The 21,320-nt window shown below is 73.6% G+C and carries 17 protein-coding genes and 2 pseudogenes; 12 read left to right on the forward strand and 7 right to left on the reverse strand.

Annotated features, from left to right (window positions below):
* The first annotated feature begins 24 nt into the window (after positions 1-24).
* The 4 genes and pseudogenes from B4U46_RS39930 to B4U46_RS26485 all read left to right on the forward strand — a co-directional run bounded on the left by B4U46_RS39930 (position 25) and on the right by B4U46_RS26485 (position 5,475).
* Positions 25-2,924: pseudogene (locus tag B4U46_RS39930) on the forward strand (GNAT family N-acetyltransferase).
* Positions 2,925-2,971: 47 nt separating this feature from the next.
* Positions 2,972-3,559 carry a DUF5998 family protein gene (locus tag B4U46_RS26475; protein WP_079431993.1) on the forward strand — a complete coding sequence of 196 codons (588 nt, stop codon included), beginning with the start codon at positions 2,972-2,974 and terminating at the stop codon, positions 3,557-3,559.
* Positions 3,559-4,764 (forward strand): alkaline phosphatase family protein, encoded by a 1,206-nt coding sequence (locus B4U46_RS26480; RefSeq protein ID WP_079430158.1) that lies wholly within the window; start codon positions 3,559-3,561, stop codon positions 4,762-4,764. Before B4U46_RS26475 ends, B4U46_RS26480 begins: the two co-directional genes overlap by 1 nt.
* Before the next feature lie 60 nt (positions 4,765-4,824).
* Positions 4,825-5,475 (forward strand): thymidine kinase, encoded by a 651-nt coding sequence (locus B4U46_RS26485; RefSeq protein WP_079430159.1) that lies wholly within the window; start codon positions 4,825-4,827, stop codon positions 5,473-5,475.
* 9 nt (positions 5,476-5,484) lie between these two features.
* Here B4U46_RS26485 and B4U46_RS26490 read toward each other — a convergent pair whose 3' ends face one another.
* On the reverse strand, positions 5,485-6,147 hold the full coding sequence (locus B4U46_RS26490; protein WP_079430160.1) for a response regulator: 663 nt from the start codon (positions 6,145-6,147) through the stop codon (positions 5,485-5,487).
* Positions 6,147-7,352 carry a sensor histidine kinase gene (locus B4U46_RS26495; RefSeq protein ID WP_079430161.1) on the reverse strand — a complete coding sequence of 402 codons (1,206 nt, stop codon included), beginning with the start codon at positions 7,350-7,352 and terminating at the stop codon, positions 6,147-6,149. The genes B4U46_RS26490 and B4U46_RS26495 overlap by 1 nt, the downstream gene beginning before the upstream one ends.
* A gap of 132 nt (positions 7,353-7,484) precedes the next feature.
* On the opposite strand from B4U46_RS26495, the gene B4U46_RS26500 reads away from it, so the two are divergent.
* The 3 genes from B4U46_RS26500 to B4U46_RS26510 all read left to right on the forward strand — a co-directional run bounded on the left by B4U46_RS26500 (position 7,485) and on the right by B4U46_RS26510 (position 11,972).
* A complete protein-coding gene (locus B4U46_RS26500; protein WP_079430162.1) occupies positions 7,485-8,216 on the forward strand; it encodes an ABC transporter ATP-binding protein in 732 nt (243 codons plus the stop codon).
* 5 nt (positions 8,217-8,221) lie between these two features.
* Positions 8,222-10,549: an ABC transporter permease gene (locus tag B4U46_RS26505; protein WP_079430163.1), complete on the forward strand. Its 2,328-nt coding sequence runs from the start codon at positions 8,222-8,224 to the stop codon at positions 10,547-10,549.
* Positions 10,550-10,658: 109 nt separating this feature from the next.
* The gene (locus B4U46_RS26510) at positions 10,659-11,972 is read left to right on the forward strand and encodes a cation:proton antiporter (protein WP_079430164.1); all 1,314 of its coding nucleotides are present in this window, start codon (positions 10,659-10,661) and stop codon (positions 11,970-11,972) included.
* Between the two features lie 11 nt (positions 11,973-11,983).
* On the opposite strand, the gene B4U46_RS26515 is transcribed toward B4U46_RS26510, so the two are convergent.
* Positions 11,984-12,316: a winged helix-turn-helix domain-containing protein gene (locus tag B4U46_RS26515; protein ID WP_079430165.1), complete on the reverse strand. Its 333-nt coding sequence runs from the start codon at positions 12,314-12,316 to the stop codon at positions 11,984-11,986.
* On the reverse strand, positions 12,313-12,729 hold the full coding sequence (locus tag B4U46_RS26520; protein ID WP_079430166.1) for a hypothetical protein: 417 nt from the start codon (positions 12,727-12,729) through the stop codon (positions 12,313-12,315). The genes B4U46_RS26515 and B4U46_RS26520 overlap by 4 nt, the downstream gene beginning before the upstream one ends.
* Positions 12,730-12,938: 209 nt before the next feature.
* Here B4U46_RS26520 and B4U46_RS26525 point away from each other — a divergent pair, with 209 nt between their 5' ends.
* Complete coding sequence (locus tag B4U46_RS26525) at positions 12,939-15,638, forward strand: AAA family ATPase (RefSeq protein ID WP_398908023.1); 2,700 nt, start codon at positions 12,939-12,941, stop codon at positions 15,636-15,638.
* A pseudogene (locus B4U46_RS26530) lies at positions 15,632-16,010 on the forward strand (6-pyruvoyl trahydropterin synthase family protein). The gene B4U46_RS26525 and the pseudogene B4U46_RS26530 overlap by 7 nt, the downstream one beginning before the upstream one ends.
* A 60-nt stretch (positions 16,011-16,070) precedes the next feature.
* On the opposite strand, the gene B4U46_RS26535 reads toward B4U46_RS26530, so the two are convergent.
* Positions 16,071-16,496 (reverse strand): nuclear transport factor 2 family protein, encoded by a 426-nt coding sequence (locus B4U46_RS26535; protein WP_079430167.1) that lies wholly within the window; start codon positions 16,494-16,496, stop codon positions 16,071-16,073.
* Positions 16,497-16,602: 106 nt separating this feature from the next.
* Here B4U46_RS26535 and B4U46_RS26540 point away from each other — a divergent pair, with 106 nt between their 5' ends.
* A complete protein-coding gene (locus tag B4U46_RS26540; RefSeq protein WP_079430168.1) occupies positions 16,603-17,172 on the forward strand; it encodes a PadR family transcriptional regulator in 570 nt (189 codons plus the stop codon).
* Entirely contained in the window at positions 17,159-17,932 is a 774-nt protein-coding gene (locus B4U46_RS26545) for an SGNH/GDSL hydrolase family protein (protein ID WP_079430169.1), read from the forward strand. Before B4U46_RS26540 ends, B4U46_RS26545 begins: the two co-directional genes overlap by 14 nt.
* Here the strand turns inward: B4U46_RS26545 and B4U46_RS26550 are convergent.
* Positions 17,929-18,714, reverse strand: coding sequence for a VOC family protein (locus tag B4U46_RS26550; RefSeq protein ID WP_079430170.1), 786 nt, complete (start codon positions 18,712-18,714; stop codon positions 17,929-17,931). The genes B4U46_RS26545 and B4U46_RS26550 overlap by 4 nt on opposite strands.
* 176 nt (positions 18,715-18,890) lie before the next feature.
* On the opposite strand from B4U46_RS26550, the gene B4U46_RS26555 reads away from it, so the two are divergent.
* Complete coding sequence (locus tag B4U46_RS26555) at positions 18,891-19,724, forward strand: sulfurtransferase (protein WP_079430171.1); 834 nt, start codon at positions 18,891-18,893, stop codon at positions 19,722-19,724.
* Positions 19,725-19,769: 45 nt separating this feature from the next.
* On the opposite strand, the gene sepH is transcribed toward B4U46_RS26555, so the two are convergent.
* Positions 19,770-20,792, reverse strand: coding sequence for a septation protein SepH (sepH, locus tag B4U46_RS26560; RefSeq protein ID WP_079430172.1), 1,023 nt, complete (start codon positions 20,790-20,792; stop codon positions 19,770-19,772).
* Between the last annotated feature and the right edge of the window lie 528 nt (positions 20,793-21,320).

The following is a 21,320-nucleotide window of genomic DNA, read 5'->3' on the forward strand; positions in this document are numbered from 1 at the left end:
GGATCTTCCCCTTAGGCTGGCCTCATGACCATCGCGTCGGACCCCTCGTACCCGGCCCACTGGGAAGCGGACGTCGTGCTGCGCGACGGCGGCACCGCCCGGATCCGCCCCATCACGACCGAGGACGCGGGCCGCCTGGTCAGCTTCTACGAGCAGGTCTCGGACGAGTCGAAGTACTACCGCTTCTTCGCCCCCTACCCCCGCCTCTCCGACCGCGACGTCCACCGCTTCACGCACCACGACTACGTGGACCGCGTCGGCCTCGCCGCGACCATCGGCGGGGAGTTCATCGGCACCGTCCGCTACGACCGCATCGGCCCCGACGGCCGCCCCGCCTCCGCCCCCGCCGACGAGGCCGAGGTGGCCTTCCTCGTCCAGGACGCCCACCAGGGCCGCGGGGTCGCCTCCGCCCTGCTCGAACACATCGGAGCCGTGGCCCGGGAGCGGGGCATCCGCCGCTTCGCGGCCGAGGTGCTGCCCGCCAACACCAAGATGATCAAGGTGTTCACGGACGTCGGCTACCAGCAGAGGCGCAGCTTCGAGGACGGCTCCGTCCACCTCACCCTCGACCTCGAACCCACCGCCGAGTCCCTCGCCGTCCAGCGCGCCCGCGAACAGCGCGCCGAGGCCCGCTCCGTCCAGCGGCTGCTGGCCCCCGGCTCGGTCGCGGTGATCGGCGTCAGCCGCTCCGGATCCGGGGTGGGCGCCGCCACCCTGCGCAACCTGCGCGACGGGGGCTTCCACGGGCACCTCTACGCCGTCAACGAGGCCCGGGCGGCCGGGATGGAGGGCGACCTGCTGGACGGGGTGCGGGCCTACCGCAGCGTCGCGGACATCGGGGCCCCCGTGGACCTCGCCGTGATCGCCGTCCCCGCGGAGCGGGTCGCGGACGCCGTCGCCGACTGCGGGGAACACGGGGTGCAGGGGCTGGTGGTGCTGTCGGCCGGGTACGGGGAGAGCGGCCCGGACGGGCTGGCCCGCCAGCGCGAACTGGTCCGCCAGGTCCGCTCGTACGGGATGCGGCTCATCGGGCCCAACGCCTTCGGGGTGATCAACACCGCGGCGGACGTGGAGCTCAACGCCTCCCTCGCGCCCGCCCCCGCCACCGCCCGCGGCCGGATCGGGCTGTTCACGCAGTCCGGGGCCATCGGCATCGCCCTGCTGTCCGGGCTGCTGCGCCGCGGCGAGGGACTGTCCTCCTTCGTGTCCGCCGGCAACCGGGCGGACGTCTCCGGCAACGACATCCTCCAGTACTGGTACGAGGACGGGGCCACCGACGTGGCCCTCATGTACCTGGAGACCCTCGGCAACCCGCGCAAGTTCACCCGCCTCGCCCGCCGCACCGCCGCCGTCAAGCCCCTCGTCGTCGCCCTCGGCGGCCGCCACACCCCCGCCGGACACCTGGTCCCCGGCACCCGCCTCCCCGAGGCCACCGTCTCCGACCTGCTCCGCCAGGCCGGCGTCATCCGGGTCGACACGGTCACCGAGCTCGTCGACGCCGGGCTCCTGCTGGCCGGCCAGCCCCTGCCGGCCGGCCCCCGGGTGGCCATCCTCGGCAACTCCGAGTCCCTCGGCGTCCTCACGTACGACGCCTGCCTGACCGAGGGGCTGCGGCCGCTGCCCCCGCTGGACCTGACCACCGCCGCCACGCCCGAGGACTTCCGCACCGCCCTCACCGCCGCCCTGGCCTCCGAGGACTGCGACGCCGTCGTCGTCACCGCCATCCCCTGGGTCGGCGAGCGGGCCCTGGCCGACGACCTCGCGGAGGCCCTGCGCGAGGCCGTCGCCGAGGTCCCCGGCAAGCCCGTCGCCGTCGTCCACGTCGAGCTCGGCGAACTCGTCGAGGCCCTCTCCGCCGCCCGGCCCACCGCCCCGGCCGCCACCCCGCCGCCCGCCGCCCCCGGCGACCGCACCCCGCCCGCCGCCCCCGGCGCGGCTCCCGCTCCGGCCCCCGCCCCCGGCGACCGCACCCCGCCCGCCGCCCCCGCCCCCGGCGCGGCTCCCGCTCCGGCCCCGCCCCCGGCGCGGCCGCCGCCCCCGCCCCGGTCCCCGGCGGACGGATCCCCGCCTACCCCGCCGCCGAGCGCGCCGTGAAGGCCCTCGCCGAAGCCGTCCGCTACGCCCAGTGGCGCCGCGCCAACGCGGACGCCGGGCACGTCCCCGAGTACGAGGACATCGACGAGAGCGGCGCCGCTGCCCAGCTCGCCTCCCTCGTCGCCGGGGTCGCCGAGGGAGCCGCGCTGACCCTGGACGAGCCCGACGCCCGCGAGCTCCTCGCCCGCTACGGGATCCGGGTCCTGCCCACCCTCCCCGCCCCCAGCGCCGACGCCGCCGCCCGCGCGGCCCGCGTCCTCGGCTACCCCGTCGCCCTCAAGACCACCGCCCCCCACCTGCGCCACCGCGCCGACCTGGGTGGCGTACGCCTGGACCTCACCACCGAGGCCGAGCTGCGGCGCTCCTACGAGGAACTCACCGAAGCCCTCGGCAAGCCCGCCGAGCTGCTGCCCGTCGTCCAGTCGATGGCCCCGCGCGGGGTGGACACCGTCGTCCGCTCCGTCGTCGACCCCGCCGCCGGCGCCGTCCTCTCCTTCGGGCTCGCCGGAGTCCCCTCCGAGCTCCTCGGTGACACCGCGCACCGCCTGGTCCCCGCCACCGACCGTGACGCCGCGGGACTGGTCCGCGCCCTGCGCGCCGCGCCCCTCCTCTTCGGCTGGCGCGGCAGCGACCCCGTCGACACCCCCGCCCTGGAGGGACTGCTGCTGCGGCTGTCCCGCCTGGTGGACGACCATCCCGAAGTGACCGGAGTCTCCCTGGAGCCGGTCGTCGTCGCCACGGAGGGCCTCTCCGTGCTCAGCGCCACCGTGCGGGTCGCCCACCCGCCCGCGCGGACCGACCTCGGACCGCGGACCCTGCCCAGCTACTGACCGACGGGCAGGTAGGGGGACCCCGTACGGGCCTTAGGATGGACCTCATGGCGAAATCCGGTACGACGACCCAGGGGCTGCGCGCGGCGATCGAGCGCAGCGGCTACTACCCGGCCCTCGTGGCCGAGGCCGTGGAGGCCGCGGTGGGCGGCGAGCCGGTCTCGTCGTACGTGGTCCACCAGGAGACCACCTTCGACTCCAACGAGGTGCGCCGGCACGTGACCGTGCTGGTCCTCACCGACAGCCGGTTCATCGTCAGCCATACCGACGAGCAGGCCGCCGACGCCGGGTCCCCCTCCCCGTACGCGACCACCTCCACCGAGTCGGTCAAGCTCGGCTCGATCTCCTCCGTGGTGCTCAGCCGCGTCGTCGCCAACCCGGAGTCCTACACGCCCGGGCAGCTGCCCCGCGAGGTCGTCCTGACCATCGGCTGGGGCGCGGTCTCGCGCATCGACCTGGAGCCCGCCGCCTGCGGCGACCCCAACTGCGACTCCGACCACGGCTACACCGGCAACTCCACCGCCGACGACCTCAGCCTGCGCGTCAGCGAGGCCGGCGACGGCCCCGAGACCGTCCGCCAGACCCTGCTCTTCGCCCAGGCGCTCTCCGAGGCCACCGCGGCCACCACCCGCTGATGGCGTACTCCGTGCCGCCGAACTGGCAGGACGAACCGGAACTCCTCGACCTCGCAGACGCCCCGGTCCCGCACTACGGAACCGGCTCGCTCGCCGACCTGCTGCCGACCCTGGCGGCGGGCCAGGGCGTCCCCGGGCTCACCGCCGGGATCGCCGAGCTGACCCCGGCCGACCGCAACTGCGTCTTCCTCGTCGACGGCATGGGCTGGGAGCAGATCAAGGCCCACCCGGAGTACGCCCCCTTCCTCACCTCCCTCCTCGCGAGCTCCCGCGGGGGTACCGGCCGGCCGCTGACCGCCGGCTTCCCGGCGACCACCGCCACCTCCCTCGCCTCCGTCGGCACCGGCCTGCCGCCCGCCCGGCACGGCCTGCCCGGTTACGCCGTGCGCAACCCGGCCTCCGGCGAGCTGATGAACCAGCTGCGCTGGTACCCGTGGACCCCGCCCAAGCCCTGGCAGCCGTACCCGACGGTCTTCCAGCTCGCGGACGCGGCCGGCGTGCACACCGCCCAGGTGTCCGCCCCCAACTTCCAGAGCACCCCGCTCACCCAGATCGCCCTCAGCGGCGGCACCTTCCACGGCCGGATGACCGGCGAGGAACGGATGGACCTCGCCGCGATCCAGCTCGCGGCCGGTGAGCGCTCCCTCGTGTACACGTACTACAGCGAGCTCGACGGTGCCGGACACCGCCACGGCGTGGACTCCGACGCCTGGCGCGGCCAGCTCATGTACGTGGACCGGCTCGTGCAGCGGCTCGCCGAACAGCTGCCGCCGCGCACCGCGCTCTACGTGACCTCCGACCACGGCATGGTCGACGTCCCCTTCGACGAGGACTCGCGCATCGACTTCGACGAGGACTGGGAGCTGGGCGCGGGAGTCGCCCTGCTCGGCGGCGAGGGCCGCGCCCGGCACGTCTACGCGGTGCCCGGCGCCGAGGCCGACGTGCTGACCGTGTGGCGCGAGGTACTCGGCGACCGTTTCTGGATCGCGAGCCGCGAAGAGGCCCTGGAGCTGGGCTGGTTCGGCGCGCCGGGGGAGTGCGACGAGCGGGTCCTCGGCCGGATCGGCGACGTGATCGCCGCCGCCCACGCCGACGCCGCGATCACCGCCTCCCGCAACGAGCCCAACGAGTCGGCCCTCACCGGTATGCACGGCTCCATGACGGCGGCGGAACAGCTGGTCCCGCTCCTCGAAGTCCGCACCTGAGCCCTCCGCCGCCCCACCCCTCCTGCCCGCCCCCACGACCCGAAAGGTCCCGTACTTCCCATGCCCGAGCTGGTGTTCTTCTCCGGAACGATGGACTGCGGGAAGAGCACACTGGCTCTCCAGATCGGCCACAACCGCTCCGCCCGAGGCCTCCAGGGCGTGATCTTCACGCGCGACGACCGGGCGGGCGAGGGCAAGATCTCCTCCCGGCTCGGCCTGGTGACCGAGGCGGTCGAGGCCGCCGAGGGCATGGACCTCTACGCCTACCTGGTGGAGCTGCTGTCCAAGGGCGGCAAGGCCGACTACGTGATCGTGGACGAGGCGCAGTTCCTCGCGCCCGAGCAGATCGACCAGCTGGCCCGCATCGTCGACGACCTCGACATGGACGTCTTCGCCTTCGGCATCACCACCGACTTCCGCACCAAGCTCTTCCCCGGCTCCCAGCGGCTGATCGAGCTGGCCGACCGGATCGAGCAGCTCCAGGTCGAGGCCCTGTGCTGGTGCGGGGCCCGGGCCACGCACAACGCCCGTACGGTGGGCGGGGTCATGGTGGTCGAGGGCGCCCAGGTGGTGGTCGGCGACGTCAACCGCCCGGCGGAGGAGATCGGCTACGAGGTCCTGTGCCGCCGCCACCACCGCCGCCGCCTCACCTCCGCCTCGGCCCACGCCGGCGCCCTCTCCCCGGACGTCCTCCCCGTCAACCACGCCTGACCGGGCGCATCAGCCGGTCGGTGCCACCAAAGCGTGCTCGTAGGCGATGATGACGAGGTGGACGCGGTCGCGGGCGTCGAGTTTGGCCAGCAGGCGCGTCACGTACGCCTTGACGGTCGCGCCGCTGATGAACATCGCCTCGGCGATCTCGGCGTTCGACATGCCCCGGCCGATCAACGTCAATACCTCGAGCTCGCGGTCGGTGACCCCCAGGACTGCCTTGGACGGCGGCGGGACGGCCCGCTGCGGGCGGTCGGCGAACTCCTCGATCAGGCGGCGCGTCACCTTCGGCGCTATGAGCGCATCCCCGTCGGCCACGACCCGTACCGCCGTGATGATGTCGTCCAGGGCCATGTCCTTGACGAGGAATCCCGAAGCCCCGGCCCGCAAGGAGTCGTAGACGTTGTCGTCGTCGTCGAACGTCGTCAGGACGATGACGTGCGGGGCGCCGGTGTCCTTCGTGATCATCCGGGTGGCCTCGATGCCGTCCATGCCGGGCATGCGGATGTCCATGACGACGACGTCGGGATTCAGATCCCGGACCAGCTGTACGGCCTCGGCGCCGTTCCCGGCTTCTCCGACGACCTCGATGTCCGGGATGTCGGCGATCACCATGCCCAGCCCGGTGCGGATCAGCGGCTGGTCGTCGGCGAGCACGACGCGGACCGGCATCAGACCTCCATCGGGATGGGGAGACGGGCGGTCACGCGGTAGCCGCCCTCGGGGCGCGGACCGGCGGTGAAGTCGCCGTGCAGCAGTTTCACCCGGTCACGCATCCCGGCGATACCGTAGCCGCTGCCTTCGCCTCTGCCGCTCCCGGATCCGCTGTCGACGATCACGACGGACAGTTCGGAGGGGTGGAATACCACGGAGACGCGGCACTGCTGTGTTCTGGAGTGCTTCACCACGTTGGTGACGGACTCCTGGATGATGCGGAACGCGGACAAGTCGACCTCCGGTGGCAGAGGACGCCTCTCGCCGCGCCACTCGACGTCCACGCGGACGCCGGCGTCCCTCACGTTCTCCACGAGCTTGTCGACGTCGTCGAGCCCGGCGGCCGGCTTCCCGGCGTCACCGGACGCGGCGTCGTGGAGCGCGCCGAGCATGCGCCGTAGGCCGGCGAGCGTCTCCCGGCTCGTGTCCTCGATGGCGCCGAGGGCCCTGCGCGCCCCCTCCGGCTGCGTATCGATGACCCGCCGGGCGGCCCCGGCCTGGAACGCCACGACGCCGATGCTGTGGGCGACCATGTCATGCAGTTCCCGGGCGATCCGCAGCCGCTCGGCCGTCACCGCCTGCTCCGCGACCCGGGTGCGCATCTGCTCGGTGTGCTCCCGTTCCTGACGGCGCGCGTTCCCGATGACCCAGGCGACCACGATCATCATCAGGACGACCGCCTCGACCGAGGTGCCCACCCGGAGTCCCAGCGCCAGGCGCGTGCCGATGTAGCCGAGGAGCCCGGTCAGGGCCAGCCCCGCGGCGCACAACGACGTCCGCCGCGCCTCGGCGGCGGTGGCGAAGCAGAGGGCGACGCAGACCGGCAGGTACTGCTCGGGCGCGATGCTGGTCGTGTGCAGGGGGCCGTTGGTCAGGACCAGCGCGCTGACCACCAGCATCGTCATCGATGTCAGCGGTCGACGGGTCAAGAGCCGGCAGGCGCCCGCCAGCAGGGCCACTGCCAGGAGCAAGGTCGCCAGCTCGCGGTGGTCCATCGAGAACGGCTCGATGCGGTGGCTCTTCTCGCCCCAGGGCTGCAGCTGTTCTCCCGGCCAGCGGATCTGGACGACGAACGAGTAGATCGTGGACACACACCAGGCGAGCGCCGTCCACGCGCCGGGTGTCACACGCCGGACCAGCGTGGGAGGCGGTGTCGTGAGCATGACGCGATCGTAGCCGCGTGATCATCCCTGGGAATCGGACCCGGGGTGTACACCCCAGGTTGGTATCCGCGCTCCGATCCGTGGACGACGCTCCGATGCCGCCGGACCAGGGCGATCGGCACTGTTCTCCGCATGACGAACATGGGCGGTTACGAGGAGCGTGAAGTCGTCGTCCGGCTCACGGACGTACGGAAGGACTTCGGGGACTACGCGGCCCTGGACGGCGTTTCGCTGGAGATCGGCGCGGGCGAGTCGGTCGCCGTGATGGGACCGTCCGGCTCCGGGAAGTCGACCCTGCTGAACATGGTCTCCGGACTCGACCGGCCGACCGCCGGATCGGTCGTCGTCGCCGGGGAGGACCTGGTCGAGCTCGACGAGAAGGGCCTGGCGCTGTTCCGGCGTCGCCGGATCGGCATGATCTTCCAGTTCTTCAACCTGCTGGACGACCTGCCGGCCCTGGACAACATCGCCCTGGCCGGCCAGCTGGTCGGGCTGAAGGCGTCGGCCGCCCGCGAGCGCGCCCTGGAGCTCATGGGCGAACTCTCGATCGCCGACCGTAAGAACATCTATCCCGCCTCACTGTCGGGCGGCGAGCGGCAGCGGGTCGCCACGGCGCGGGCCTTGATGAACCGACCGTCGCTGCTGCTCGCCGACGAGCCGACCGGCGCCCTGGACAGCAGGTCCGGCGACCAGGTGATGCAACTGCTCATGGACCTGAACCAGCTCGGCCAGACCCTCCTGATCGTCACGCACGACCCGCGGCTCGCCGCCCGGTGCGCCCGGCGGGTCGTCGAGGTCGCGGACGGGCGCATCGCCCGGGACCGCCTCGTCGACCACGCGGCGGTCGCAGAGGCCGCACGATGAGCGCCGTGTGGCGGGCTTCCCGCGCGGCGGTGAAGCGCCGCAGACTCCAGACCTTCGTGCTCGGCGTCGTCGTCATGGTCTCCAGTGCCATGGCCGTCGCGACCCTGGCCCTGCTGGCGGCCGTGTCGGGCCCCTTCGACACGGCCTACGACGCCGCGAACGGTGCGCACGTCGTCGCCGAGTTCGACAGCTCGAAGGCGACCGCGGCCCAGATCGCCCAGGCCGCGAACGCCCGCGGCGTCGAGGCCGTCGCAGGCCCGTATCCCGCAGCCGTCCTCCACTCGCCCTCACAGACCGGCGATCACCCGATCGGGCTGGCCGGTTCCTTCACCGTCGTAGGCCGGGACCGGCCGGACACCGCGGTCGACACCCTCAAGCTCAGCGCCGGCCGCTGGGCGACCGGTCCGGGAGAGATCGTCCTGAACGAGCCGTCGTTCATCGGTCCGGACCAGATCAAGTCCGAGCACGAGGTCGTCACCCCGGACGGCGTGCGTCTCGAGGTCGTCGGTTACGCGAACTCGGCCGGCCAGTCGGCGGGCGGCTGGGTCACCCCGGACCAGGCCCGGGCCCTGCAATCAGGCTCGCCCTCGCTCCAGATGATGTACCGCTTCGATGACGCCGGTTCCGACTCGGCGCTGAAGGCCGGCATGGCTGCTGCCACGAAGGGCCTGCCGTCCGACGCCCTGACGGGGACCGGGTCGTACCTGACCATCAAGGCGAACCTCGCCAAGGGCCCGAACACCTACGTGCCGTTCCTGACGGTCTTCGGCATCCTCGGCCTGACCGTCTCGGTCCTGATCGTGGGCAACGTCGTCAGCGGCGCGGTCGTCTCGGGCTTCCGGCACATCGGAGTCCTCAAGGCCCTGGGGTTCACCCCCCACCAGGTGACGGCGGTCTACCTCGTCATGGTCACGTTCCCGGCGACGATCGGCTGCGCGCTCGGCTCGGTGATCGGCGGCTTCGTGGGCAAGAAGCTGGTGAACCAGGCCTTCTGGGGCCTCTTCGGCAGCGACCTCGTCATGGGCAAGGCCACCGTCCCGACGTGGGTCCATCCGGTGGTGCTGATCGGGGTGCCCGCTCTCGTGGCGCTGTCCGCCCTCGTTCCGGCGATGCGCGCCCGTCGCCTCCCCGCCGCCGTGGCCATCAGCGCGGGCGGCGTCCAGCAGACCGGACACGGTCTGGCGGTCCAGCGGGGGCTCGGCGGATCGAGCCTGCCGCGCCCGGTGAGCCTGGGCCTGGGCTGGCCGTTCGCCCGGCCGGGCCGCACGGTCCTGACGCTGTCGACGGTCGTGCTCGGCGTCATGACGGTGACGATGGCTCTCGGTATTTCGGCCTCGGTCGTCAAGTTCGGGCAGATGCAGCAGCAGACCGACAAGATCCAGGTGCGCGTCGACGTCAATGACCCCAAGTGGGGGACTCCCGGCCCGACGCACTCCGACGACCGGCTCTTCGCGCTGCTGCGCTCGCTGCCCGCCTCCGAGCACGTGTCCGCGCAGGCCCCGCTGCAGACCCGCATGGCGGGCTGGTCGGGAACCCTCCGTGTGGGCGTCGAGCGCGGTGACACCAAGGAGCTGCATCCGGACCTCGCCCGGGGACGCTGGATCGAGGGGCCGAACGAGGTGGTGGTCTCGTCGGAGTTCTGGCACGAGCACAAGGTGTCCCTCGGCGACACGATCACGCTGGACACCAGCGACGGACCCCAGCCGCAGAAGATCGTCGGCGAGAGCGTCGGGGGATGGGACGTGACGACCCTCGACTGGAACCGGTTCGTCCCGCTCAGCCCGGCCCAGCGCGCCCAGGGCTTCTCCGTCCAGCTCGCGAAGGGCAGCGACCCGCAGGCCTACGCCGAGGCGGTCGCGCGTACGGACCCGGGGCTGAACGCGGTGGTGAACGGCGCCTCCGACACACTGGAGAAGGTCATCATCAGCGTGGTGTCGACCCTCACCGTGATGCTGATCGTCGTTTCGAGCCTGGGCGTGTTCAACACGGTGGTCCTCAACACCCGTGAGCGCCGCAAGGACCTGGGGATGCTCAAGTCGATCGGAATGACGCCCCGCCAGGTGATGGCCATGGTGGTGACGTCCATGGCGGTGCTCGGGGCGGCCGGCGGGATCGTCGGCGTCCCGCTCGGGATGCTCGCGCACCGGATCGTCATCCCGATGACCGGACACGGCACCGGGCTCGACCTGCCGGATTCGCTGGTGCAGGTGTGGAACTGGCCGACGGTGGCGTTGCTCGCCCTCTCGGGTTCCGTGATCGCCGCGCTGGGTGCCTGCCTCCCGGCCCGTGGTGCGGCGAAGGCCCCTGTCGCGGAGGTGCTGCGGACGGAGTAGCGGACAACCACGCCTGAACCGCGGCTCCTGCGGACGGACTTCCGTAACTCACGACGACCTGCCCGCGCGAGGGAGCCGGGCCCGAGGGGCCCGTCCTACGCTTCGTGAGGTGACGACCGCAGCCGCGCCCGTTCCCGCCCCCACCCACCACGCCCTGCTGGTGCTCCTCCTCCAGCTGGCGCTCCTGCTGCTCCTCGCCGTCTGCCTCGGGCAGCTGGCCGCGCGCTTCAGGCTGCCCGCGATCGTCGGAGAGCTCTGCGCGGGGGTCCTCGTCGGCCCCTCGGTCCTCGGCCATCTGCTGCCCGGCTTCGCCGCCTGGCTGCTGCCGCAGCAGCCCGAGCAGATGCACCTCCTCGACGCGGTCGGGCAGCTCGGCGTCCTGCTCCTCGTCGGGATCACCGGGATGGAACTCCAGTCCGACCTCGTCCGGCGGCGCGGCGCCACCGCGGTACGGGTGAGCGCCGCCGGTCTCATCCTGCCCCTGGTGCTCGGCGTCGCCACGGGCTACCTGCTGCCCCGCTCACTGCTGCCCGCCGGCACCGACCCGACGGTGTTCGCCCTGTTCCTCGGCGTGGCCCTGTGCGTCAGCGCGATCCCGGTGATCGCCAAGACCCTGCTGGACATGGACCTCCTGCACCGCGAGGTCGGCCAGCTGACCCTGGCCTCCGGGGTGATCGACGACGTCGTCGGCTGGTTCCTGCTCTCCGTCGTCTCGGCGATGGCCACGGCCGGCCTGACCGCCGGCCGGCTCGCCGCCTCCCTGCTCTACCCCGTGGGCGTCGTGCTGTTCGCCCTGCTGGTGGGCCGGCCCGCCGTCAGGCTCGCGCTGGGCGCGGCCGGCCGCTCGCCCGAGCCCGGGCCGACCGTCGCCGTGGCGGCGCTGGCCGTACTGCTCGGCTCCGCGGGTGCGCACGCCCTGGGTCTGGAGCCGGTCTTCGGGGCCTTCGTCGCCGGCGTACTGATCAGCACCAGCGGCAGACCGGACCGGGAGAAACTGGCCCCGCTGCGCACCACGGTGCTGGCCTTCCTCGCGCCGCTCTACTTCGCCACGGCCGGGCTCCGGACGGACCTGACGGCGCTGGCCAGGCCGGCGGTCCTGGCCGCGGCCTGCGCGGTCCTCGCCGTGGCCGTCGTCGGCAAGTTCGCGGGGGCCTACGCCGGGGCGAAGCTGAGCCGGCTCAGCGGCTGGGAGGCCTTCGCCCTCGGCGCCGGCATGAACTCCCGCGGGGTGATCGAGGTGATCGTGGCGATGACAGGCCTGCGGCTCGGCATCCTCGGACCCGAGGCGTACACCGTCGTCATCCTCGTCGCGATCGTGACCTCCCTCATGGCCCCGCCCCTCCTGCGCCTGGCCATGGCCCGCGTCGAGGAGGGACCGGACCCGCAACCCCACCCGGCCCCGGTTGCCGCGGCCGGCGTCTGACCCGCCCCGGATCAGCCCAGCGGGCCCGCGATGGCCGCCAGGGCGGCGAGGTGCCGGCGGTAGCCGGCCAGGCCGTCCTCAGTCAGCCGCAGCCAGGTCCGCGGCCTGCGCCCGACCCGACCCTTCTCGACGGCCACCCAGCCCTCCTCCTCCAGCCGCGTCACCTGCTTGGACAGCGCGGAGTCGGTGATCTCCACGAGGTCCCGCACGGAGGCGAACTCGGCCTTCTCCACGGGCGCGAGCGCCGCCACGATCGACAGCCGCACCGCCGAGGAGAGCAGCGGTGCGAGGGCGTGGCGGGGATGCGGGGAGCGCCCCGGATCCGCCGGGGTCTGCGTGCTCATGCCGCCCGGGTCCCCTGCCGGGCCGCCACGGCGGGCGGCAGCGCGCACACGAGCGCGGCGGCGGCCGCGAAGCCGGCACTGTCCGGGAAGACGGCGAGGCCGGCCGCGAGCGCCGCCGCGTAGCAGGCCGCCCACGCACCGACCGCCGTCAGGTGCCGGCGGGCGTACCCCCGCGGAACCACCGGCTGCCGCATCGCGAACACCGACAGCCCCGTCACCACCAGGGCGTTCGCCAGCGAGCACACCAGCGCGCCGGCCGGCCCGTGCCACAGCAGCACCGCCGGGACGAGGGCGAGCTGCCATCCGGCGAACGCCCACAAGTATCCGGCGTGCCAGCGGCCCCGCCTGCGTGCCTGGGCCTCGATGCGTGCGACGCCGCTCAGTGCGACTGCCGCGGCTGCTCGTTCGGACATGGGTCGTCCCCTCCCCGTAGTGCTCCGGGCGGCCTGTGCATGGCCACCCGGCATCTAGTTTCCACTATGGAAAGTAGTTGGCGATGCGTCAGGTGTCCATATCGCCGTACGAGTCCGGGGTGTGGCCGGAACGTGTCGGGTCGCACCTGCGGTGGACCGGCATGATCTACCGTGGGGCGGCATCTGCTGGTGTGGCGTGAGACGGGGGCATGGGCGTGCCGATCGGATTTGTCGACCGCGTGGAGCACCTGGACGAGCTGCGCTCGGTCGTCGCCGCGCTCGGGGACGGGCGGGGCGGGCAGGCCATCGCGGTCGACGGGGTGTCGGGCATGGGCAAGTCGGCGCTGCTGCGGGCCTTCGAGGCCGAGGCGCCCGCCGGCTGCCGCGTCGTGTCCACCCGGTGCCGCCCCGGTATCGGCCCCGACCTGATGTACGGGCCGGTCCTCGACCTGCTCCTGAAGCTGGGCGAGGCCGAGCCCCGGCGGCGCGGGCGCTTGCGGCGGATGCTCGGCGCCACCGGGCAGGGGGTGGTCCGTTCGGCCCCCGAGGTCCTCTCGGCGATCGTCCCGGGACTGGGGGCCGTGTTCACCCTGGGCCGGGAGATCACCGAGGCCTCCCTCGACTCCGGCTCCATGCCCTTCGACAGCCTCCTGCCCTTCCGGCACGCGGCCGCCCTGCGGATCGCGGAGGGCCTGCTCGAACTCGTGCGCCAGGGCCCGCCGACCGTCATCGTCATCGACGACGTCCAGCACATCGACGAGAGCAGCCAGCTCGTCCTGGACCAGCTGCTGCGCGCCCTCGCCCGCGAACAGCTGGCCGTGGTCCTGAGCCACGCCAGCGACGCCGCACACGCCGGCGGCAAGGAGTCCAAGGTCGAGGCGCTGCTGCACAGCTGGGCCGGCGAGGGACTGCTGCGCCGCCGCACGATGCGCGGGCTGCCGCAGGACGCCATCGCCGAACTCGTCGCGCAGCGGCATCCCGCCGCCCCGCCGGCCCTCTCCCGCCGGCTGGCCGAACTGACCGGCGGACACGCCATCTTCGTCTCCCTCTGCCTCGACGAGTGGACCCCGCAGGACGGTGCCGAGGTACCCCTGCCGGCCAGCCTCTCCCGCGTCGTCGAGGAGCGGCTGCGCGCCCTGACCGACCAGGACCGGCTCCTGCTGGCCACCGCCGCCACCCAGGGCGACGTGTTCCTCTCCCACACCGTCGCCGCCGCGACGGGCCTGCCCCACGACCTGGTCATGGAACGGCTGCGGCTGATCGCCCGCGACCACCGCCTGGTCGTCCCCGCGACACCGCCCGCCTGGGCGCGCTGGGAGTCCGCCGACTGCTACCGCTTCGAGCACCGGGCCCTGTGGAGCGTGGTCTACACGGAGCAGAGCGCCGAGCAGATGCGTTCGCGGCACGCCCGCATCGCGCACGCCCTCGGCCAGGGCCCGCCGGAGACCATGTCGCTGGAGCGCCGCCTGGAGGTCGCCCGCCACCTCCGCCACGGCGGCCCCTCCTGCCTCCTCGCCTCGGCCGACGCCCACTTCGACCTCGCCCGCGACGCGGCCACCCAGGGGCTCTCCTTCGCCGAGGCCGAGCGGCACTGCGAGGAGGTCATCCGCGCCGTACGGCAGCTGCCCGCCGGCACCGAGGGCCGCGACCGGCGCCTGGTCCGCGTCGTCGAACTGCTGCTCTCGCTGACCGAGGTCCGCTGGCGCGGCCAGAGCACACCGGCCGGCGGGCCGGACATCGACGCCCTGGCCGCCGAGGCGGAGGCGGCCGCCGCCCGCTGCGCCGACCCCGACCTCGTCATCCGGGCCACCCTGCTGCGCGGCAAGACCCTGCTGGCCACCCGCGGCCTCGTCCCCTCCCTGGAGAAGCTGAGGGCGGCCGTCGAACTGGCCGAGGAACACGGCGACCCGGCCGCCCTGTTCGTGGCCCGCGTCGAGTACGGCCGCCAGGTCTCCAAGCGCAGGCTCGCCGACGGCCTGGCCCAGCTGCGCGAGGCCGAGCGCCTGTACGCGTCGGACCCGCGCCTGGGCGGCGGCGCCACCCCGGTCCTCCAGCACGCCCGCAACCTGGGCGAGATGCAGCTCGGCATCACCCTCTTCGACAGCGGACACCTCTCCGAGGCGCTGGCCCGCATCGGGCGGTGCGTGGCCCGGCTGCGCGAGGAGCCGCTCAACGCGGAGCTGCCCATGGCGCTCAACTACCTCGCCCAGGTGCGCCTGGGCCTCGGCGACGGCACCGGCGCGGCGGAGGCGCTGCGCGAAGCCCTCGGGTTCGAGGCGGACCGGGGCGGCGACAGCGCCTGGCACGCCTACAACGCGGCGCTCCTCGCCCGGATCCTCGCCGACCGGCCGGAGACCCGGGACGAGGCCCGGCGGCTGATCGCCGACGCCTGGGCGGAGACCGAACGGACCTGGCTGGCCAACCTCGTCCCCATCGTCCGCAACCTCTGCGCCGAGGTCCTCCTCGCCGGAGCGGACGGTGACCCGCGGGCCCCCGGCGCCGCGGAGGCCCTCCAGGAGGCGGAACGGCTGGCTATCGCCACCTGCGTCGAGACGCGGCGCAGCGGCATGGTCCGCAGCGAGATCGCCGCGTACTGCCTGCGCAGCCGGATCCGGCTGCGCGGGGGCGACCCGGCCGGGGCCGTGGAACAGGCCCGGGAGGCCCTGAGGATGCTGGACGAGGTGGGGGACATGCCCGCGCTGCGGACGGAGGAGGTCCTCTGGCACGCCGGGCGGGCCCTCGCGGCGTACGGGGCCGGGGAGGAGGCGCGGGGGCTGCTCGGCCGGGCTCGGCGGGAGGTCCTGCGCAAGGCGGGGCTGATCGGCGACGAGGCGCTGCGCGAGCGGTTCCTGACCGCGGTGCCGCTCAACCGCTCGCTCCTCGCGGCCGACGGGGAGGGAACGTGCTGACCATCACCAAGGAGTTCCACTTCTCCGCCAGCCACGTCCTGGACCGGCTGCCCTCCTGGCACCCGTGCGCCCGGATGCACGGCCACAACTACGCCGTCGTCATCGAGCTCTCCGGCCGCCGCGAGGACCTGACCGAGGCCGGGTTCGTCCGGGACTACCGGGACCTGGACGCCTTCAAGCAGTGGATGGACGAGACCTTCGACCACCGGCACCTCAATGAGGCGCTGGGGGGGGGGTATCTCCCCGTCGGCCGAGAACCTGGCCGTGTGGATCTTCGACCAGTGGACGGAGCGGATCCCCGAGCTGACGGCGGTCAGGATCTCGGAGACCCCGAAGACCTGGGCGGAGTACCGGCCGGCCAGGGGCGCCTGACGGCACCGCGGCGAGGCCGGCCGGCCCCGGGCCCGACTGACGGGCGCGGCTGACGGGCCCTCAGGCGGGCCCGGGGGCGAGCCCGTCCTCGACCAGGCCGGCCAGGACCGCCTGGCCCAGGGCGTGGACGGCGGACTGGGGCCGGACCATCACGGTGAACTCCTTGATCCGGCCCTCCTCGTCGAACTGCAGCTGGTCGATCCCGTGGATCTGGCGGCCCGCCACCAGCGCCCGGAAGGGCAGGACGACCGTCGGGGCGGCCTCGCCGTCCGCGCTGGTCTCGGCCTCCCCCTCCAGGCGCCCCAGGTAGCGCAGGTCCTCGAAGGTGCGCAGCAGCACCCCGAACAGGCCCATGACCATGGCCTTGCCCTCGAACGGGACGAACTTCACCGGGCTGTAGAGGCGGACGTCCTCCGTGAACAGCTCGTCCAGCGCGGCGAGATCGCGCTTCTCCACGGCGGCGCGGAAGCGTTCGGCAGTCTCCATGACCCCTCCTGGAATGCGTGGTGATCCGAGTACTACTCAACAATCGGACTAGTCACTTTCTTGAGTATGATGCCGACGGGTACGAGGAAAGGGAAGGGGGCCCGGCATGGCACTGCGGCACGCGGTCCTGGCGGCGCTGCTCGACGACGAATACAGCGGCTACCAGCTGGCGAAGGCCTTCGACATCAGCGTCGCCAACTTCTGGCACGCCCTGCCCCAGCAGCTCTACGCCGAGCTGGCCAGGCTGGAGGCGGACGGGCTGGTCGCGGGCCGCGAGGTGGTCCAGGAGACCCGGCCCAACAAGCGCCTCTTCCGGGTCACCGAGGCCGGCCGCGCCGAGCTGGAACGGTTCGCCGAGGCCGCGTCCAAGCCGTCCTCCATCCGCGACGACCTCCTCGTCAAGGTCCAGACCGCCGACCGCATCGGCACCGGCCCCGTCATCGAGCAGCTGGAGCAGCGGGCCGCCGCCGCCGGGGCCAAGCTCGAACTCCTCGGCACACTCCTGCACCACATGCGCGGCGACACGGACGAGGCGGAGTACCTCCTGCGGGGCGAGCGGATCGGGCGGTACCTGACCTGCCTGCGCGGCCTGGCCTTCGAACGGGAGCACCGGGACTGGTGCCTGCGGACCGCGGCCGTACTACGGGAAAGGCAGCAGACGGATGCACAACGGTGAACCCCTGTGCTACGTCGCCCTGGGCGACAGCCAGACCGAGGGGCTCGGGGACGGCGACGACACGGTGGGCCTGCGCGGGTTCGCCGACCGGCTCGCCGAGCACCTCGCGGCCGTCCACCCGGGCCTGCTCTACGCCAACCTCGCCGTCCGCGGCCGGCTCGCCGGCCGGGTCCGGGCGGAACAGCTGGGCCCGGCCCTGGAGCTGGCGCCCGACGTGGCCACCGTCGTGGCCGGCGTCAACGACGTGCTCCGGCCCCGGTTCGACGCCGCCGAGGTGGCCGGAGAACTGGAGGAGATGTTCGCCGCACTGACCGCGGCCGGGGCCCGGGTCGCGACCGTCACCTTCCCCGACGTGGGCCGGATCGCGCCCATGGCCCGGCCGCTGCGCCCGCGCGTGGCGGAGCTCAACGCCCGCGTCCGGGCCGCCGCCGCGCGCCACGGGGTCGTGGTCGCCGAGACGGGCCGGGCGGCCGTGGGGACCGACCCGCGCCTGTGGAGCACCGACCGGCTGCACGCGAGCCCCCTCGGCCACGCCCGGATCGCCGCCGCCCTGGCCGAGGCCCTCGCCCTGCCGGGAGCCGACGACACCTGGCAGCGCCCCCTGCCGCCCCGGCCGCCGCGCACCGCCGTCCGGGCGGTGGCGGCCGAGGTGGGCTGGGCGGCGGGCTTCCTCGGCCCCTGGCTCGGCCGGCGGCTGCGCGGCGCCTCCTCCGGCGACGGCCGCACCGCCAAGCGCCCCCGTCCGCTGCCGCTCGCCTAGTCCTCCGCGGCGGACCGCACCAGGGCGAAGACCGCCCCCTCCGGGTCCGCCACCAGGGCCAGCCGCCCCCGGATCCGGTCCCGGGGCGGGCTGAGCACCCGGCCGCCCAGCGCGGCGACCCGGGCGGTCGCCGCGTCGGTGTCGCGGACCTCGAAGTACGTCATCCAGTGCGGGCCACGGTCGTGCGGCAGGGAGCGGCCGACCCCGTGCACCGCCGCCACCGGCCGGCCGTCCAGCCGCAGGGTCAGGTAGTCGAAGTCGGCCGAGGCCGCCGGGTGCCGCTCGGCCTCGTGGCCGAAGACGTGCTGGTAGAACTTGCCGACCGTCGACGTGTCCTGGGTGACCAGCTCGTTCCACACCGGGGTCCCCGGCACCCCGTAGGGCCGCCCGTGGCCCGAGTCCTGCCAGATCCCGAAGATCGCCCCCAGCGGGTCGGAGCAGATCGCCACCCGTCCCTCGGCCCCGGCGTCCATCGGGCCCACCGCCACCGTCCCGCCGCAGGAGCGGATCGCCTCGGCCGCGCAGTCGGCGTCGTCGATGGCGAAGTAGGGGGTCCAGGCGACCGGAAGGTTCCGGTCGGGCGGCATCTCCCCGATTCCGGCCACCTCCTCTCCGTCGAGGACGGCCCGGACGCCCGGGCCGAGCTGCGCGGGTCCCGGCTCGTACTCCCAGCCGAACAGGTCGGCGTAGAAGTCCTCGGTCCTCCCGAGCCCGTGCACCATCAGGCTCACCCAGCACGGTGTGCCGGACGGCCGCCGCGAAGCCCCCGCTGCCTCGGTCATGTCAGCAGTCTCCTCCGTCGTGTCCCGAATGACGCCGCTGATGCTTCCACTCCGCGGGGCGCCGTGCGGCCCGACCGGGCCGGACGGGGCGGGCGCGGACGGAGATGACCGGATCACTGCGGCCCGTCGATGTCCGGCTTGTTACACGGGTGTCCGGCGGGGAGGAAGATGGGCCCATGACTGCGATTCTCTCGGCCTCCGCACTGATGGACGAGCTGGCCTCCGACCGCCCGCCGGTGCTCCTGGACGTCCGCTGGCAGCTGGGCGGCCCCGACCAGCGACCCGCCTACGAGGCCGGGCACCTGCCCGGCGCCGTGTACGTCGACCTCAACCGCGAACTGGCAGGTCCGCCCGGGTCCGGCGGCCGCCACCCGCTGCCCGAACCGGAGGCGTTCGGCGCCGTGATGCGCCGCGCCGGGGTCCGGACGGACGAGCCGGTGGTCGTGTACGACGGCGGCCAGGGCTGGGCGGCCGCCCGCGCCTGGTGGCTGCTGCGCTGGACGGGTCACCCGAACGTGCGAGTCCTGGACGGGGGCCTGGCCGCGTGGACCGCGTCGGGCGGCCCGGTGACGGCCGACGCGCCGACTCCGGGCGAGGGCGATTTCAAGCCAAACCCCGGCGCGCTGGGCCTGCTGGAAGCCGACGACGCGGCCGCCCTGGCCCGTACGGGACTGCTGCTGGACGCCCGGGCGGGGGAGCGCTACCGGGGTGAGGTCGAGCCCATCGACCGGGTCGGCGGTCACATCCCGGGCGCGGTCTCGGCGCCGACCACCGAGAACACGGGCCCCGACGGCCTGTTCCTGCCGGCGGAGACCCTGAAGGCCCGGTTCGCGGAGCTGGGCGCCACCCCGGACACCGAGGTGGGCGTGTACTGCGGTTCCGGGGTCTCCGGGGCGCACGAGGTCCTCGCGCTGGAGGTGGCGGGCATCCCGGCCGCCCTCTACGCGGGCAGCTGGTCGCACTGGTCCGCGGACCCCGCCCGCCCGGTGGCCACCGGCCCCAACCCCTGACGCGTCCGAGTCCGGCGGCGCCCCTCGGGGCTCCGCCGGACCGGGCTACTCCTGCTTCTTGCGCCGGGTCCCGAAGACGATCTCGTCCCAGCTGGGCACCGCCGCGCGGCGCCCGGGCCGGACCCCGTCGGCCTCGGCCTGCCGGTCGGTCGTGCCCGTCAGCCGTTCGCGATGACCCGCGACCGTCCGCGGCATCAGCACGTCCGCGTACGCCGCTCCGGCGCCGGCCGAGGCCGCCGCGGCCGGGGGCTCTTCCGTCCCGGCCTCCTCCTCCGCGTCGTCGGTCCGGTCCGGGACCACCAGGTCGCCCCGGAAGCTGGGGACGGCCTCCAGCAGGCTGGTCAGCGTGTCCCGTTCCTCCTCGGGCTCCGGCGCGGGCGGCGGGGCGGCGGGGCGCTCGATCTGCCGGTCGAGCGCGCGGTCCAGCGGCCGGTCGCGCGGCAGCCGGGCGATCCTCGGAACGAACGGGAAGCTCGGTTCCGGGGTCGACGGCAGGTCGTCCGACTCGCCGATCAGGGAGCGGGCCTCGTCGTCCACGGCGACGACCAGCCGGCGCGGCGGGTCGTACGTCCAGCTCGCGGAGTGCGGCTCGCCCACCACCCGGTAGACGAGCAGGACCTCCCAGGTGCCGTCGTCGCGGCGCCAGGAGTCCCACTGCACCGAGTCCTTGTCGGCCCCGCGCAGCGTGAGCCGTTCCTGCACGGCCTCGCCGAGCTGCGGTCCGGTGTTCTCCCCGGGGCGGCGCACGGGGGTCTTGCGGGCCCGCTCGGCCATGAAGGCGCGCTCGGCCAGGACCGGGCCCTCGAAGCGCCGGACCCGGTCGACGGGGATGCCGGCGAGCTGCGCGACCTCCTCGGCGGAGGCACCGGCCCGTATGCGCGCCTGGATGTCGCGGGGGCGGAGGTGGCTCTCCACCTCGATCTCGATCTGGTTCAGGCGCGCGCGGTCATTGCGCACGGCAGCCCGCAGCCGCTCGTCGATCGGAAGCGTGTACTCCGTGCTGTCCGCAGCCTTGAGCACCAGTCGTGTTCCGTCATTCGAGACGGCCACGACACGCAGTTCGGGCATGGGGACCTCCCGGGTGGTGCCTGCCGACGTCACGTGCGTCGCTGCTTCCGCTAGTCGAGTGTGGCCTGCCCGGGTGCAGCCTGCCACAACCTTGCCGAGTTAAACCGGCGTGTCGGGCATGCGCCCTTGATCGACGTTATGGCACGGTTACCTGTTGGGCACGCACAGTGACCAAGTGGTTACTGTGCGCAGCAGGAGCCCGTGCGATACCGCGGCATCACCGGTCTTGAGCGCCGCTTCTCCGTCAGCCGGCCCCCTCTCCCGGGTCCGGACATCCGAAAGGAAGGACGGCCCCAGGGCTCGCCACAGTACTCCATTCGGGCCACCTGGGTGGACCGCCGCGCCGCCGAACTTGTCCCGGGCGGCGGGAGTTGGCCTGCCCGGAATCGGGCCCTGAAGGCGGTCCACCTGCGTACGCGGCCGATTCGGGGTGTCCTGCTTCACAGAATCCACAGAAACGGAACTTCTCATTTCGCTCAGGTGTCGGTAACTGCAGGAAGAGGAGAAGCGCGAGGGGCAGGACACGCA

Source organism: Streptomyces katrae, from assembly GCF_002028425.1.
In the GTDB taxonomy this organism is placed as follows: Bacteria; Actinomycetota; Actinomycetes; order Streptomycetales; family Streptomycetaceae; genus Streptomyces; species Streptomyces katrae_A.